This is a genomic window from Pseudomonas sp. FH4 (assembly GCF_000510915.2).
GTDB classification, from domain to species: Bacteria; Pseudomonadota; Gammaproteobacteria; order Pseudomonadales; family Pseudomonadaceae; genus Aquipseudomonas; species Aquipseudomonas brenneri.
Genome location: NZ_AOHN01000023.1, coordinates 37890 through 51106 on the forward strand (window position 1 = coordinate 37890; position 13217 = coordinate 51106).

Genomic DNA, 13217 nt, shown 5'->3' on the forward strand with positions numbered 1-13217 from the left:
CATATAGGCTGGCGAGGAAGGGCCTGCCCGCCGACAGCCATCATGTCGCAGGTACCGGCCTTTGGTAAGCGTCAATTGCTGGCGTGCGCCAGAAACGGCGCTGGCTGCGCGCCATCACCGGGGCCTGGAATGCCCCCAGGCGCAGACGTATGGCGCCCTGTTCAGCGCTGTCATAAATAGCGCTGCCAAAATGCTGATAACGCGCCAGCACTTGCGGGTGCGGATGGCCAAAGCCATTGCCGCGCCCCCGGGAGATCAGCACGGCCTTGGGCGCCAACTGCTGGACAAACGGCCATGACGAGGAACTGCGGCTGCCATGATGGGGCACTTGCAGCCAATCCGTGGGCACCGCCAATGGCGTGGTGAGCAAGGCCCGTTCGGCCTCGCGGTCAATATCGCCGGTCAGCAGTAGCCGTTCGCCACTGGCCTGGACCTGTAGCACGCACGACTTCGCATTGCCGTTGCGGGCATCGGCCCATTGCCATAACTGAAACACCACGCCATCCCACTCCCAGCGCTCGCCACTGACACAGGCCAGGGCGCCGAGGGATGCCGGCAGCCCCTGGGTTTCCCCACCCACCACCCGCTTGACCGGCAACCCGCGCGCTACCGCCGCCGCGCCACCGGCATGATCCGCGTCGGCGTGGCTGAGCAGCATCAGGTCCAGTTGAGTAACTCCCAGTTTGCGCAGTGTCGGCAGTACCACGCGCGCGCCGATATCAAAATCCCCGAAGCGCGGCCCGGCGTCATACAACAGCGTGTGGTGACGGGTACGTAACACCACAGCCAGGCCCTGGCCGACATCCAGTTGCTCCACTGCCACCTGGCCCAGAGGGATCGATTCACGGGGCGGGAACACCGCCAGCAGCAACAGGGGCCACCCCAGCAGACGAAAAGGAATGCCCTTGGGCATCAATAACAGCAGCGCCCCCAGCAGGCTCAGTAGCCAGTAACCGACGGGCACCTCGGCAGGCATCCACACTGGCACCTGTCCGGCCAGCAAGGCCAGGGCCTTGAACAGCCAATCCAGCGCCCCGCCCGCCAGCCACAGCAAGCCACTGCCCAGCCCTGGCACCGCCAGCAACAACGTGCCCGCCAACGCCAGCGGCAGCACCAGCAGGCTGATCCACGGCACCGCAAACAAATTGGCCAGAGGTGCACTCAAGCTGATCGGTAAACCGAGGATCAGTAGTAACGGAAACAGCCCAATAGCGATCAGCCATTGGGCGCGGGTCCAGGCCTGCCACATACGCCAGGGGCCCAAGCGGCCGCTGAAGGCCAGCACCAACACGGCCACGGCGGCAAATGACAGCCAGAAACCCGGTTGCAGACTGGCCAAGGGTTCAAGGATCAACACCGCATTCAGGGCCAGCAGCAGCGGCCACCAGATCCCCAGATGGCGAAACCGCAGGCGCCACAGCAACACCAGCCCGACCATCACACAGGCCCGCTGCACCGGCACCTCAAAACCGGCCAGCAAGCCATAAGCCAGCGCCGCGGCAAATGCCAGGCCGCAGGCCCAAGGCAGCCAGGGCAAGCGTCTGGGCCAGCAGCCATAGCGCGCCAACCCGGCCACCAGTGCATAGATCAACCCCGACAACAGGCCGATGTGTTGGCCAGAGATGACCAATAAATGTACGGTGCCGGTGCCCTGCAAAATGCGCCAGTCCTCGGCGGCCAAGCCGGAGCCGTCACCCAGTACCAATGCGGCCAGCCCGGCTTCACGACCCTGGGCATCGACCGCCAGTAGCTGCTGGCGGATCCCGTCGCGCCAGGCCTGTCGGGCAGGCGCCAGGCGTTGGCCATCCTTGACCGAGCCGGTCGCGCCCACACGCTGGGCCAATAGCCAGGCTTCCTGGTCGAATCCATGGAAATTCAGCAGGCCAGACGGACGCTTGAGGGTGACGGCCAAACGCCAGCGCTCACCGCTGTGTACTGGCGGGCCGCCCTGCCAGCTCACGCGGATGCGTTGAGGTAGCCGGTCCTGGCGTGACCGGCTGTCGCTCAGCTCAAACCGCACGACCCCATTGCCCTGTTGCGGCAGCCCACTGACGCGCCCTTCCAGCCAACGGGTCTGGCCATCCAGCGCGACAGTTAGCCGGTCGTCCAGTGCCCGTTGCGCACTGAAACAGGCCCACGCCAAGCCCAGTAGAAAAAACGCCAGCGGATAAGTACGAAACGGCAGCAGCATCAACGCCACCACCGGCAACACCAGCAACCAACCGACCGGCGGCAAGACGGGCAGCAGGCGCAACGCCAGCAGCCCCAACGCCAGCGCAAACATCCCTGTACGCATGGGCCATTCCTTGAAAGTGACCCAGGAGTGTTAGCCGAGCGGTTCAGGGCGAACTATTATTTTTTGTCACAAAGTCTGAATTTCCCGTTCGTAGAATACGGGCATACTTGCCCCTCGAACTGACCTGGACCCCTTATGCCACGGCGCTTATTCAAACGGTACATGCCCGATCCGACCAGCATCAGGGAACACAAGTCCTTACGCTTTCTCGGCAAGTTGCTCCATGACCCGAACCTCTGGCACCTGAATCGGCACTCCGTTGCCCGGGCCATGGCTGTCGGCCTGTTTGCTGCTTTCATTCCCATTCCCTTGCAAATGTTGCTGGCAGCCGTGCTCGCCATCTCCGTGCGCGGCAATATGCCCATCGCCGTGAGCCTGGTATGGCTGACCAACCCGATTACCATGCCGGTAGTGTTCTTCTGCACCTACATGACCGGCACCTGGCTGATGAACATCCCGGCCCGCACCCTGCCCGATGAGCTGACTTGGGAATGGATCAGTGGGCAACTGTCGACCATGTGGCAGCCGTTCCTGCTGGGTTCGGTGGTGATGGGCCTGGTATTGGGCGCGCTGGCGTACTGCCTGACCATGCTCTATTGGCGGTGGTGGGTGGGTCATCAGTGGAAAAAGCGCCAGCAGCGTAATCGGTAGAAGGCGGCCTCCTCTGTTTAGAAGCAGAGGTGTCCCGGCTGGCGCCATCGCCGGCAAGCCAGCTCCTACAGGAGTATGCGCACGCTTCGACGATAAGGTCGGCTGTCAGGGCGGAACCGATACCCGCCGTTACCGCAGCTCAATAATCCCGCCATCGTCCCCTCAATCATCTTTTGCAAGATTCCAAACCCCTCATATGGCTACACTGCGCAGGTAGCGCGGGCCGGATGCCTGCGTAGAATGTCGACAACAGTGTGGTAGTGGGAGAGTGGCGTGCTTAGAAGAATGGGGATAAAAGGCCGCGTACTGTTGCTGACCTTGTTGCCTACCAGCCTGATGGCATTGCTTTTGGGCGGTTATTTCACCTGGATGCAGCTCTCGGACCTGCAAACCCAATTGCTCAATCGCGGCGAGATGATTGCCGAGCAACTGGCGCCACTGGTAGCCCCGGCACTGGGCAACAAGAACACCGATCTGCTGGAACGCATCGCCACCCAGTCCCTGGAGCAAGTCGATGTACGCGCCGTGTCCTTCCTGGCGCCCGACCGCTCGCCCCTGGCCCATGCTGGCCCGACCATGCTCAACCAATCGCCCATCGGCAACAGCTCCCATCTGTTGCAGCGCACGGGCAATGACGCCACCCGCTACCTGCTGCCGGTGTTCGGCCGCCATCGCAACCTTGCCGGCGAGCTGATTCCCGATGAGGCCGATCGCCTGCTGGGCTGGGTCGAGCTGGAGTTGTCCCACAATGGCATGCTGTTGCGCGGCTATCGCAGCCTGTTTGCCAGTTTGCTGTTGATCGCCATCGGCCTGATCTGCACCGCCGCCCTGGCCTTGCGCATTAGCCGCACGATCAACTCGCCCATCGGCCAGATCAAGCAAGCCGTGGCACAGCTCAAGGATGGCAACCTGGAAACCCGTTTGCCACCGCTGGGCAGCCAGGAGCTGGATCAGTTGGCATCCGGCATCAACCGCATGGCCGATACCTTGCAAAACGCCCAGGAAGAATTGCAACACAGCATCGACCAGGCCACCGAAGATGTGCGCCAGAACCTGGAAACCATCGAGATCCAGAACATCGAGCTGGACCTGGCCCGCAAGGAGGCTTTGGAAGCCAGCCGCATCAAGTCAGAATTCCTGGCCAATATGAGCCATGAAATCCGCACGCCACTCAACGGCATCCTCGGTTTCACCCACCTGTTGCAGAAAAGCGAGCTCTCGCCCCGCCAGTTGGATTACCTGGGCACCATCGAAAAGTCCGCCGACAACCTGCTGGGCATCATCAACGAAATTCTCGACTTTTCGAAAATCGAAGCCGGCAAGCTGGTACTCGACAATATTCCGTTCAACCTGCGCGACTTGCTGCAAGACACCCTGACCATCCTCGCCCCGGCCGCCCACGCCAAACAGCTGGAACTGGTGAGCCTGGTCTACCGCGATACGCCGCTGTCGCTGGTAGGCGACCCGCTGCGACTCAAGCAGATCCTGACCAACCTGGTCAGCAATGCCATTAAGTTCACCCGCGAAGGCACCATCGTTGCCCGGGCCATGCTCGAAGACGAGCAGGAAGACAGCGTGCAACTGCGCATCAGTGTGCAGGACACCGGCATCGGCCTGTCCAACCAGGATGTGCGGGCGCTGTTCCAGGCCTTCAGCCAGGCGGATAACTCGCTGTCACGCCAACCGGGCGGCACGGGCCTGGGGCTGGTGATTTCCAAGCGCCTGATCGAGCAGATGGGCGGCGAAATCGGCGTCGACAGCACGCCAGGCCAAGGTTCGGAATTCTGGATCAGCCTCAACCTGCCGAAGACCCGCGACGATATCGAAGACCTGCCGGCCCCGCCGCTGCTGGGCCGGCGTGTGGCCGTGCTGGAGAATCACGAGCTGGCGCGCCAGGCGCTGCAACATCAGTTGGAAGACTGCGGCCTTGAAGTCACGCCGTTCAACAGCCTGGAGAACCTGACCAACGGCATTACCAGCGCGCACCAGACCGAGCAGGCCATCGACCTGGCCGTACTGGGCATCACCGCCAACGATATTCCGCCGGAACGCCTCAACCAACATCTCTGGGACCTTGAACACCTGGGTTGCAAAGTCCTGGTGCTGTGCCCGACCACCGAACAGATGCTGTTCAACCTGTCGGTGCCCAACCCCAATAGCCAGTTGCAGGCCAAGCCGGCCTGCACCCGCAAATTGCGCCGGGCACTGTCCGACCTGATCAGCCCTCGGCCATTGCGCAGCGAACCGGGCGAGCCGTTGTCCAGCCGCGCGCCACGGGTGTTGTGTGTCGACGACAACCCGGCCAACCTGTTGCTGGTACAGACCCTGCTCGAAGACATGGGCGCCAAGGTCCAGGCCGTGGAAAGCGGCTATACCGCCATCGAAGCGGTGAAGAAGGAAGCCTTCGACCTGGTGTTGATGGACGTGCAGATGCCCGGCATGGACGGGCGCCAGAGCACCGAAGCGATTCGTCAGTGGGAAAGCGAGCGCCACGGTACGCCGCTGCCTATCGTCGCGCTGACGGCCCATGCCATGGCCAATGAAAAGCGCGCCCTGCTGCAAAGCGGCATGGATGACTACCTGACCAAACCCATCAGCGAACGGCAACTGGCCCAGGTGGTACTGAAATGGACCGGCCTGGCCTTGCGTAATCAAGGCCCGGAACGCGCTGCCGAGGGCCACGGCCCTGCCGCGCAACTGCCGGTGCTGGACCATGAAGAAGGCCTGCGCCTGGCGGCCGGCAAGGCTGACTTGGCCGCCGATATGCTGGCCATGCTGTTGGCCTCCCTGGAAGCCGACCGCGAGGCGGTCTGTATCGCCCGCGAAGCCTGCGACAATAACGCGTTGATCGAACGGGTCCATCGCCTGCACGGCGCTACCCGCTACTGCGGCGTGCCGCAACTCCGGGCCGCCTGCCAGCGGGCCGAAACCTTGCTCAAGCAGGATGACGCCAAGGCCATGGCCGCCCTCGATGAGCTGGACATGGCCATTGCCCGCCTTGCCAGCGAGGCACGGGTCAACGCCTGACACAGCACAACACGCCATTTTGCAGGGAGCCCTCCAATGCGCATCATTCTATTCAGCAGCCAGACCTATGACCGTGACAGCTTCCTCGCCGCCCCCGTGCCCGCCGGCCTGGAACTGCAATTCCAACCGGCACGCCTGAACCTCGATACCGTGGCCCTGGCCGACAAGCACGAAGTGGTCTGTGCCTTTATCAACGACGACCTCGGCACCCCAGTGCTCGAACACCTCACCGCCGGTGGCACACGCCTGATTGCCCTGCGTTCGGCCGGCTACAACCATGTGGACCTGGCTGCCGCCAAGCGCCTGGGCCTGACCATCGTGCGGGTGCCGGCGTACTCGCCCCATGCGGTGGCCGAACATGCCGTGGCCCTGATATTGGCCCTCAACCGTCGCCTGCACCGCGCCTACAACCGCACCCGCGACGGCGACTTCAGCCTGCACGGCCTGACCGGCTTCGACCTGGTGGGCAAGACCGTTGGCGTAGTAGGCACCGGGCAGATCGGCGCGACCTTTGCCAAGATCATGGCGGGTTTCGGCTGCACGTTGCTGGCCTACGACCCCTACCCTAATCCGCAGGTCGAAGCCCTCGGCGCGCGCTATGTCGACCTGCCCCAGTTGTTGGCCGAGGCGCAGATCATCAGCCTGCACTGCCCGCTGACCGCCGACAGCAAGCACTTGATCAATGCCCAATCCCTGGCCCATATGCAGCCGGGTGCGATGCTGATCAATACCGGGCGCGGCGGCCTGGTGGACACGCCGGCACTGATTGAAGCGCTCAAGGACGGGCAATTGGGCTACCTGGGCCTGGATGTGTACGAGGAAGAAGCCCAGCTGTTTTTTGAGGACCGCTCGGACCTGCCCTTGCAGGACGACGTGCTGGCACGCCTGCTGACCTTCCCCAACGTGATCATCACTGCGCATCAGGCGTTCCTGACGCGCGAAGCCCTGGCGGCGATTGCCGGGACCACCCTGGCCAATATCCAGGCCTGGGCCAACGGCCAGCCACAAAACCTGGTACACGGATGATCAGCGGTCACATACCGGGCTCATGATGAGCAGGCGAGCGTGATAGGATGCCGCGCCTATTTGGAGGATCCATGGCCGAACACGATTTCCGCTTCAGTTTGCTGAGCCCACAACACACCCTGATCGAATGCCGCGCCCTGGTGCCGGGTCGTTACCAAGTCACCGGCAATGGTGGCTCGATCAAGCATGGCGATGTGCTGATCGTCACCTTGCGCGGCAGCAAGACCCTGTCGATGCGCCTGACCGTCGAAGGCGATGCGCGCTACTCGATCCGCCCGGCCGGCCAATGGGTCGCCATGGCGCAAGGGCCGAAGTTCGGCGAGCTGGAAATTCACACCTGGAAGGTCAACTGCGACAGCTGCGACGCCGTGCTGGAGTTTGAGTTCTCGGTCGAGACCAAGCTGACCAAGGAGCCGCTGCAACCGGCGGCCACTGCGCGCATTAGCGAACTGGGCTGGGCCACTGTCGGTGATAAACACCGTTGCCCGAAATGCCAGAAGGCTGCGCAATGAAGCGCCTGCTGGTGCTCGCCGCGCTGGGCGTCGGCCTTGCCGGCTGCGCCAGCGATGAGGTCAAGCTCAAGCAGGATCACAGCTATATCGTGGAATGGATCGGCGAACGGCCACTGATGGATTACGCCCACCTGACCGTGACCCTCGGCGCCGATGGCCGGGCCTATGGCAATGGCGGCTGCAACCACTGGTTCGCGCCATACACCCTGGACGGTGACAAGCTCAGCTTCGGCAAGATCGGCAGCACCCGCAAACTGTGCGCCGAAGCCCTGATGGAGCAGGAGCATCGCTTCTTCAAGGCCCTGGAGACGGTGCAGCGCTGGGATATCTCACCCATCGAGCAAACCCGCTTCTGGCCTGCCCAGGGCAAGCCACTGCGCCTGTGGCTGGAAGAAGGCTGATCCAACGTCTTGTAGGAGCGAGCTTGCTCGCGAAGAGCGTCAACGAAAACGCGTGCATCCAGGATGAACGCGTTGCCTGTGAGTGCTTCGCGAGCAAGCTCGCTCCTACAGGGATCGCGAGGGATTAGCCGCGCAACTCCTTGAGCTTGGCCAGTACCCCCGCCGCCGTCTGCTCGCCCAACATCTGCGCCCGCACCTTGCCCTTGTCATCGATGATGTAGGTCACCGGCAACGCTTCGCTGCGTGGGATATCAAAAATCAGCTCGGGGTTCTGTGCCAATACGGTGAACTTGATGCCCAGCTTCTCGCTGGCGCTCTTGAGTTCTTCGCCCTGCACATTGTCGAAGTTGACGCCAAATACACTCACCGGCTGGCCCTTGAGCTGCTCGGCCAGGGCGTTCAGCTCAGGGATTTCGATACGACATGGGCCACACCATTCGGCCCAGTAGTTGATCACCAGCCATTGCTTGTCGACGCGTTCGGACGCGACTTTCTGGCCGTATTGGTCAACGCCATAATCATTGCCGCAGCCGCTGAGCAGGAGTGTAGTGATAACTGCCAGTGCGCCTATCAGTCGCCGTGTCATGGGGTAATCCTTAGCAAAAATGAACGTGGGCTGCGGCCTATCGCCTCTTACGGTTTAAGGACACGCCACAGCGCAGGTAGAATACCCGCCACCTTACGCAAGATGCGACCCGCACATGACCGATCTGACGCTTTATCACAACCCGCGCTGCTCGAAATCCCGCGGTGCGCTCCAACTGTTAGAGGCCCGTGGCCTGACGCCCAACGTCGTGCGCTATCTGGAAACCCCGCTGGACGCCGCGCAGCTTAAAGCCCTGCTCGGCAAACTGGGGATCAGCGCCCGGCAACTGCTGCGCACCGGCGAAGACGAATACAAGACGCTCAACCTGACCGACGCCAGCCTCAGCGAAGCGCAATTGATTGCCGCCATCGCCGCCCATCCCAAGTTGATGGAACGACCGATCCTGGCCACCGCCGACAAGGCCGTGATTGGCCGTCCGCCGGAAAAAATCCTGGAGATCCTGCCGTGAGCGCGCCCTACGTCCTGGTGCTGTATTACAGCCGCAACGGCTCGGTCAGCGAAATGGCCCGGCAGATTGCCCGGGGCATCGAACAAGGCGGCCTGGAAGCGCGCCTGCGGACCGTGCCGGCCATCTCCAGCGAGTGTGAGGCCGTAGCGCCAAGCATCCCGGCCGAAGGCGCGTTGTACGCCAGCCTCGACGACCTGAAGAACTGCGCGGGCCTGGCCCTGGGCAGCCCGACGCGTTTTGGCAACATGGCCGCGCCGCTGAAGTATTTTCTCGACGGCACCAGCAACCTGTGGCTGACCGGCGCCCTCGTCGGCAAGCCCGCCGGGGTCTTCACTTCCACCGCCAGCCTGCACGGCGGCCAGGAAACCACCTTGATGTCGATGCTGCTACCGCTGCTGCACCACGGCATGCTGATCACCGGCCTGCCCTACAGCGAACAGGCCTTGCTCGACACTCAGGGCGGCGGTACGCCCTACGGTGCCAGCCATCATTCCGGCGCTGACGGCAAGCGTGCCCTGGATCCCCATGAAATCGCCCTGTGCCGCGCCCTCGGCCTGCGCCTGGCGAAAACAGCAGCAAAACTGGAGAGTGGCCGTGGCCAAGAAGCCTAAAGTCCTGCCGCCCCAGGCCTGGCTCGAGCCTCGGGTCAAGGTGGCGCGGGTCTTGAGCCTGCTGGCGTTCCTGGGCTTGGTGGGGTTGCTCTGCGTTTATTACCTGCTGGTCGCCGACCTGCATGGCGCCCGGCCCTGGGTGATCCTGCTGATCGAACTGGTGCCGCTGCTGATCCTCGCGCCAGGCATGCTCATGGGCAGTGCGCGCGGGCATTCGTGGATGTGCTTTGTGGTGAACCTGTACTTCATCAAGGGCGCCCTGGCGGCCTATGACCCAAACCGCCAGTGGTTTGGCGTGCTGGAGATGCTGGCGAGCCTGGCGGTGTTCTGCACAGCGTTATTGTATGTGCGCTGGCGGTTCCAGCTGAATCGGCGGTTGGCCATGTAGAAGCGAGCTTGCTCGCGAAAAACGTTAACGATGACGCGGGCATTCAGAATGCACGCGGCGCCCTCAGGTTCTTCGCGAGCAAGCTCGCTCCTACAGGTCAATGGTTGACGGTGTAGGCCAGCATCATCGACAACTGGCACATCGGCCGCCCACTTTCGGCGTGCCACTGGTTGAACGCCGCCTGCACCGTCGCCAGGTCACGCAGGCTGGTAGGGGCCTTGTCGACAATCTTCTGCGCATTCAGCGCCGCGACCACGTCATAGCTCGGCACAAAGGTGTCCTTGCCGACCATGCGCAAAAAGCGTGGGGCTGACAGCCCGCCCAGTTGGTGTCCGTGTTTGCTCAGGTATTTCCACAAGCCGACAATATCCGTCACCGGCCAATCGGCGATCAGTGCGCCGAAGCTGCCCTTTTCCTGCGCGACGTCGAGGATCATCTGCGCATTGCGCGGCACGCTCTTGAGCTTGCCCAGGTGGCGGATGATCCGCGTGTCCTGCATCAGACGCTCCAGGTGCTCGGCACCCATCAACACCACTTTTTCCGGATCGAAGCCGAAGAACACCTGCTCGAACGCTGGCCACTTGGCGTCCACCACACTGTGTTTGAGACCGGCGCGAAACACCCGCAGCGACAGGGTCGACAGGTAGCGGTCATCGCTGATCTGGCGCAATTGCGCCGGCGTCTTGGGCACAGGCAGGTGGGCTTCCAACTCGGCCGCCGAACCAAAGCGATTCAGACAGTATTCGTGCAGCCATTTGTAATCGCGCATGCCCTCTCCTACGGGTTGAAATGAAAACGGCGCCCATGAGCGCCGTCTGTCAGAGCGTGAAAAATGCTCAGAGGTTCACAATATTGACGAAGCGTGAAGCGGCGGTTTCATCGATACGCAGGCTGGTGAAGTCGAACAGGTTGCGGTCGGCCAACTGCGACGGAATCACATTCTGCAGGCTGCGGAAGATGCTTTCGGTGCGCCCCGGCGTCTTGCGGTCCCAGTCCTGAAGCATGTCCTTGACCACCTGGCGCTGCAGGTTTTCCTGGGAGCCGCAGAGGTTGCAGGGGATGATCGGGAATTGCTTGAAGTCGGAGTAGGCCTGGATGTCCTTCTCGTTGCAATACGCCAGCGGCCGGATCACCACGTTGCGCCCATCATCGGCGCGCAGCTTGGGCGGCATGGCCTTGAGGGAGCCGTTGAAGAACATGTTGAGAAAGAAAGTCTCGACGATGTCATCGCGGTGATGACCCAGAGCCATCTTGGTCGCGCCGATTTCATCGGCAAAGGTGTACAGCGTGCCACGACGCAGGCGCGAGCACAGCGAGCAGGTGGTCTTGCCTTCCGGAATCAGTTCCTTGACCACCGAATAGGTGTCTTTCTCGACGATGTGGTATTCGATGCCGAGGGTCTTGAGGTAGGCCGGCAGCACATCCTCGGGGAAACCGGGCTGCTTCTGGTCCATGTTCACGGCGACGATGTCGAACTTGATCGGTGCGACCTTTTGCAGGTGCATCAGCACGTCCAGCAGGGTGTAGCTGTCCTTGCCGCCGGACAGGCAGACCATGACCTTGTCGCCCTCCTCGATCATGTTGAAGTCAGCGACGGCCTCACCGGCCAAGCGACGCAGGCGTTTTTGCAGTTTGTTCTGATTGACGGTAAGAGTGCCCATGGCGCTTGGATCCGCGAAAAGGTGTCTGACGAAAAGCCGGGTATTTTAGCGGTATGGAGCACCGAGTTCCAATGTGGGAGGGACTTGTACCCTTTCACATTGCAATTCATCGCCATCGACAGACCTCGCCGCGATTAAGCCCCGTGTTTACAGCGCGATTTGCTCTAAAGCCCTACAGTTTTTCCGGTCATCACTTCCTATACTGCGACATAAGGTCGCACATATATCCAGACCTTTCAGGCCACTTGGCCGGCGGGCGCTCCGCTTGGGGGGCGATGGTAATAACGACAGGAGTGACTGGCATGATCCATCACGTCGTGGGGCTTTTCACCCATCCCGACCAGGAATGGCGGGAAATTCGTGGCGATAAAGAAGAAAGCATCAGCCACATGTACCTCACTCACACGCTGATACTCGCGGCGATCCCCGCCGTATCAGCCTTTATCGGCACGACCCAGGTCGGCTGGGTCATCGGCAGTCGCGCCCCGGTCATGCTGACCCAGGAAAGTGCGTTGTGGATGACCATCATGTCGTACCTGGCAATGCTCGGCGGCGTTGCGGTAATGGGCGCCTTCATTCACTGGATGGCGCGCACTTATGACGCCAATCCGAGCATGGCGCGCTGCGTGGCATTCGCCACCTACACCGCGACTCCCCTGTTTATCGGCGGGCTGGCGGCGCTGTATCCGCATATGTGGCTGGGAATGGTGGTGGGCACGGCGGCTATTTGCTACACCGTTTACCTGCTGTATGTGGGGCTACCGACCTTCATGAGCATCGACCCGGACGAAGGCTTCCTGTTTTCCAGCTCGGTGCTGGCGGTAGGCCTGGTGGTACTGGTGGCGATCATGGCGTTTACCGTGATTGTCTGGGGCCTGGGCGTAGGACCGATCTACACCAACTGACACGCTTTCAACCGCAGGAATAGCCACCGCAAGGTGGCTTTGTGCGTTATGCATGACCATTCGGCGCCTGGCAGATTCGGAAACACCCCTGGATGCGGCATACTGGACATCTCTGGAGATATGTACAGCATGCCCGAGCAACTCAATACCCGCGTCGAAGATTGTTTCCTGCAAGCCGAATCCTTTTTCAAACGAAGTTTCAAACGCCCGAAGGTCAGCCTCAAGCTCCGCGGCCAGAAAGCCGGTGTCGCGCATTTGCACGAGAACCTGCTGCGCTTCAACCCCCAGCTGTACCGGGAAAACAGCCAACATTTCCTCAAACAGACGGTCGCCCACGAAGTGGCGCACTTGATTGCCCACCAATTGTTTGGCGAACGCATCCAGCCCCATGGTGAGGAATGGCAGTTGATCATGCGCGGGGTCTACGAACTGCCGCCGGATCGGTGCCACACCTATGAGATCCAGCGGCGGCGCGTGACGCGCTATATCTACCGGTGCCCGTGTGCCGAGAGTGACTTTCCGTTCTCAGCCCAGCGTCATGGGTTGGTGAATCAGGGGCGGCGGTATTTGTGCCGGCGCTGCCGGGAGACGTTGGTGTTTACTGGGGAAACGCGGGTCGAGTGAGGTTTTGGGGTGGTTTCACTGGCCCCATCGCGGGCAAGCCCGCTCCCACATTTTGATTTG

Annotated in this window: 14 protein-coding genes and 1 pseudogene; 11 read left to right on the plus strand and 4 right to left on the minus strand. The window is 61.9% G+C overall.

Annotated features, from left to right (window positions below):
* Positions 1–40: 40 nt before the first annotated feature.
* The gene (locus H097_RS18250; protein ID WP_223232745.1) at positions 41–2296 is read right to left on the minus strand and encodes a DNA internalization-related competence protein ComEC/Rec2; all 2256 of its coding nucleotides are present in this window, start codon (positions 2294–2296) and stop codon (positions 41–43) included.
* A 135-nt stretch (positions 2297–2431) separates the two neighbouring features.
* Here H097_RS18250 and H097_RS18255 point away from each other — a divergent pair, with 135 nt between their 5' ends.
* From H097_RS18255 to H097_RS18275, 5 genes are all read left to right on the plus strand, one after another.
* Positions 2432–2947, plus strand: coding sequence for a DUF2062 domain-containing protein (locus H097_RS18255; protein ID WP_032861531.1), 516 nt, complete (start codon positions 2432–2434; stop codon positions 2945–2947).
* 273 nt (positions 2948–3220) lie between these two features.
* Positions 3221–5974: a response regulator gene (locus H097_RS18260; RefSeq protein WP_032861532.1), complete on the plus strand. Its 2754-nt coding sequence runs from the start codon at positions 3221–3223 to the stop codon at positions 5972–5974.
* Between the two features lie 36 nt (positions 5975–6010).
* Positions 6011–7000, plus strand: a complete 990-nt coding sequence (locus tag H097_RS18265) for a 2-hydroxyacid dehydrogenase (protein WP_032861533.1) — start codon at positions 6011–6013, stop codon at positions 6998–7000.
* 71 nt (positions 7001–7071) lie between these two features.
* Positions 7072–7512, plus strand: a complete 441-nt coding sequence (locus H097_RS18270; protein WP_032861534.1) for a hypothetical protein — start codon at positions 7072–7074, stop codon at positions 7510–7512.
* Positions 7509–7913 carry an META domain-containing protein gene (locus H097_RS18275; RefSeq protein WP_032861535.1) on the plus strand — a complete coding sequence of 135 codons (405 nt, stop codon included), beginning with the start codon at positions 7509–7511 and terminating at the stop codon, positions 7911–7913. Before H097_RS18270 ends, H097_RS18275 begins: the two co-directional genes overlap by 4 nt.
* A gap of 124 nt (positions 7914–8037) precedes the next feature.
* Here H097_RS18275 and H097_RS18280 read toward each other — a convergent pair whose 3' ends face one another.
* Entirely contained in the window at positions 8038–8499 is a 462-nt protein-coding gene (locus H097_RS18280) for a TlpA disulfide reductase family protein (protein WP_032861536.1), read from the minus strand.
* 115 nt (positions 8500–8614) lie between these two features.
* On the opposite strand from H097_RS18280, the gene arsC reads away from it, so the two are divergent.
* The 4 genes and pseudogenes from arsC to H097_RS28840 form a co-directional block, all read left to right on the plus strand.
* Positions 8615–8968 carry an arsenate reductase (glutaredoxin) gene (gene arsC / locus H097_RS18285; protein ID WP_032861537.1) on the plus strand — a complete coding sequence of 118 codons (354 nt, stop codon included), beginning with the start codon at positions 8615–8617 and terminating at the stop codon, positions 8966–8968.
* The gene (gene wrbA, locus H097_RS18290) at positions 8965–9579 is read left to right on the plus strand and encodes an NAD(P)H:quinone oxidoreductase (protein WP_029299742.1); all 615 of its coding nucleotides are present in this window, start codon (positions 8965–8967) and stop codon (positions 9577–9579) included. Before arsC ends, wrbA begins: the two co-directional genes overlap by 4 nt.
* Complete coding sequence (locus tag H097_RS18295; RefSeq protein ID WP_032861538.1) at positions 9563–9967, plus strand: DUF2069 domain-containing protein; 405 nt, start codon at positions 9563–9565, stop codon at positions 9965–9967. The genes wrbA and H097_RS18295 overlap by 17 nt, the downstream gene beginning before the upstream one ends.
* Before the next feature lie 8 nt (positions 9968–9975).
* A pseudogene (locus H097_RS28840) lies at positions 9976–10062 on the plus strand (outer membrane lipoprotein carrier protein LolA); the annotation flags it as partial.
* A gap of 2 nt (positions 10063–10064) precedes the next feature.
* Here H097_RS28840 and H097_RS18300 read toward each other — a convergent pair.
* Both H097_RS18300 and ttcA read right to left on the minus strand, forming a co-directional pair.
* Positions 10065–10736 carry a DNA-3-methyladenine glycosylase I gene (locus tag H097_RS18300; RefSeq protein WP_032861540.1) on the minus strand — a complete coding sequence of 224 codons (672 nt, stop codon included), beginning with the start codon at positions 10734–10736 and terminating at the stop codon, positions 10065–10067.
* Positions 10737–10803: 67 nt separating this feature from the next.
* Complete coding sequence (gene ttcA / locus H097_RS18305) at positions 10804–11628, minus strand: tRNA 2-thiocytidine(32) synthetase TtcA (protein ID WP_032861541.1); 825 nt, start codon at positions 11626–11628, stop codon at positions 10804–10806.
* A 302-nt stretch (positions 11629–11930) separates the two neighbouring features.
* Between ttcA and H097_RS18310 the strand changes: the two genes are divergently transcribed.
* Positions 11931–12533 carry a Yip1 family protein gene (locus H097_RS18310; RefSeq protein WP_032861542.1) on the plus strand — a complete coding sequence of 201 codons (603 nt, stop codon included), beginning with the start codon at positions 11931–11933 and terminating at the stop codon, positions 12531–12533.
* A 129-nt stretch (positions 12534–12662) separates the two neighbouring features.
* Positions 12663–13157, plus strand: a complete 495-nt coding sequence (locus H097_RS18315; protein ID WP_032861595.1) for a SprT family zinc-dependent metalloprotease — start codon at positions 12663–12665, stop codon at positions 13155–13157.
* Positions 13158–13217 lie beyond the last annotated feature (60 nt).

What these genes read in the sequence shown, in the direction of transcription:
- H097_RS18250 (WP_223232745.1), bottom strand. Translation starts at nt 2,296, where the DNA reads ATGCGTACAGGGATGTTTGCGCTGGCGTTGGGGCTGCTGGCGTTGCGC.
- H097_RS18255 (WP_032861531.1), top strand. Translation starts at nt 2,432, where the DNA reads ATGCCACGGCGCTTATTCAAACGGTACATGCCCGATCCGACCAGCATC.
- H097_RS18265 (WP_032861533.1), top strand. Translation starts at nt 6,011, where the DNA reads ATGCGCATCATTCTATTCAGCAGCCAGACCTATGACCGTGACAGCTTC.
- H097_RS18270 (WP_032861534.1), top strand. Translation starts at nt 7,072, where the DNA reads ATGGCCGAACACGATTTCCGCTTCAGTTTGCTGAGCCCACAACACACC.
- H097_RS18275 (WP_032861535.1), top strand. Translation starts at nt 7,509, where the DNA reads ATGAAGCGCCTGCTGGTGCTCGCCGCGCTGGGCGTCGGCCTTGCCGGC.
- H097_RS18280 (WP_032861536.1), bottom strand. Translation starts at nt 8,499, where the DNA reads ATGACACGGCGACTGATAGGCGCACTGGCAGTTATCACTACACTCCTG.
- arsC (WP_032861537.1), top strand. Translation starts at nt 8,615, where the DNA reads ATGACCGATCTGACGCTTTATCACAACCCGCGCTGCTCGAAATCCCGC.
- H097_RS18300 (WP_032861540.1), bottom strand. Translation starts at nt 10,736, where the DNA reads ATGCGCGATTACAAATGGCTGCACGAATACTGTCTGAATCGCTTTGGT.
- ttcA (WP_032861541.1), bottom strand. Translation starts at nt 11,628, where the DNA reads ATGGGCACTCTTACCGTCAATCAGAACAAACTGCAAAAACGCCTGCGT.
- H097_RS18310 (WP_032861542.1), top strand. Translation starts at nt 11,931, where the DNA reads ATGATCCATCACGTCGTGGGGCTTTTCACCCATCCCGACCAGGAATGG.
- H097_RS18315 (WP_032861595.1), top strand. Translation starts at nt 12,663, where the DNA reads ATGCCCGAGCAACTCAATACCCGCGTCGAAGATTGTTTCCTGCAAGCC.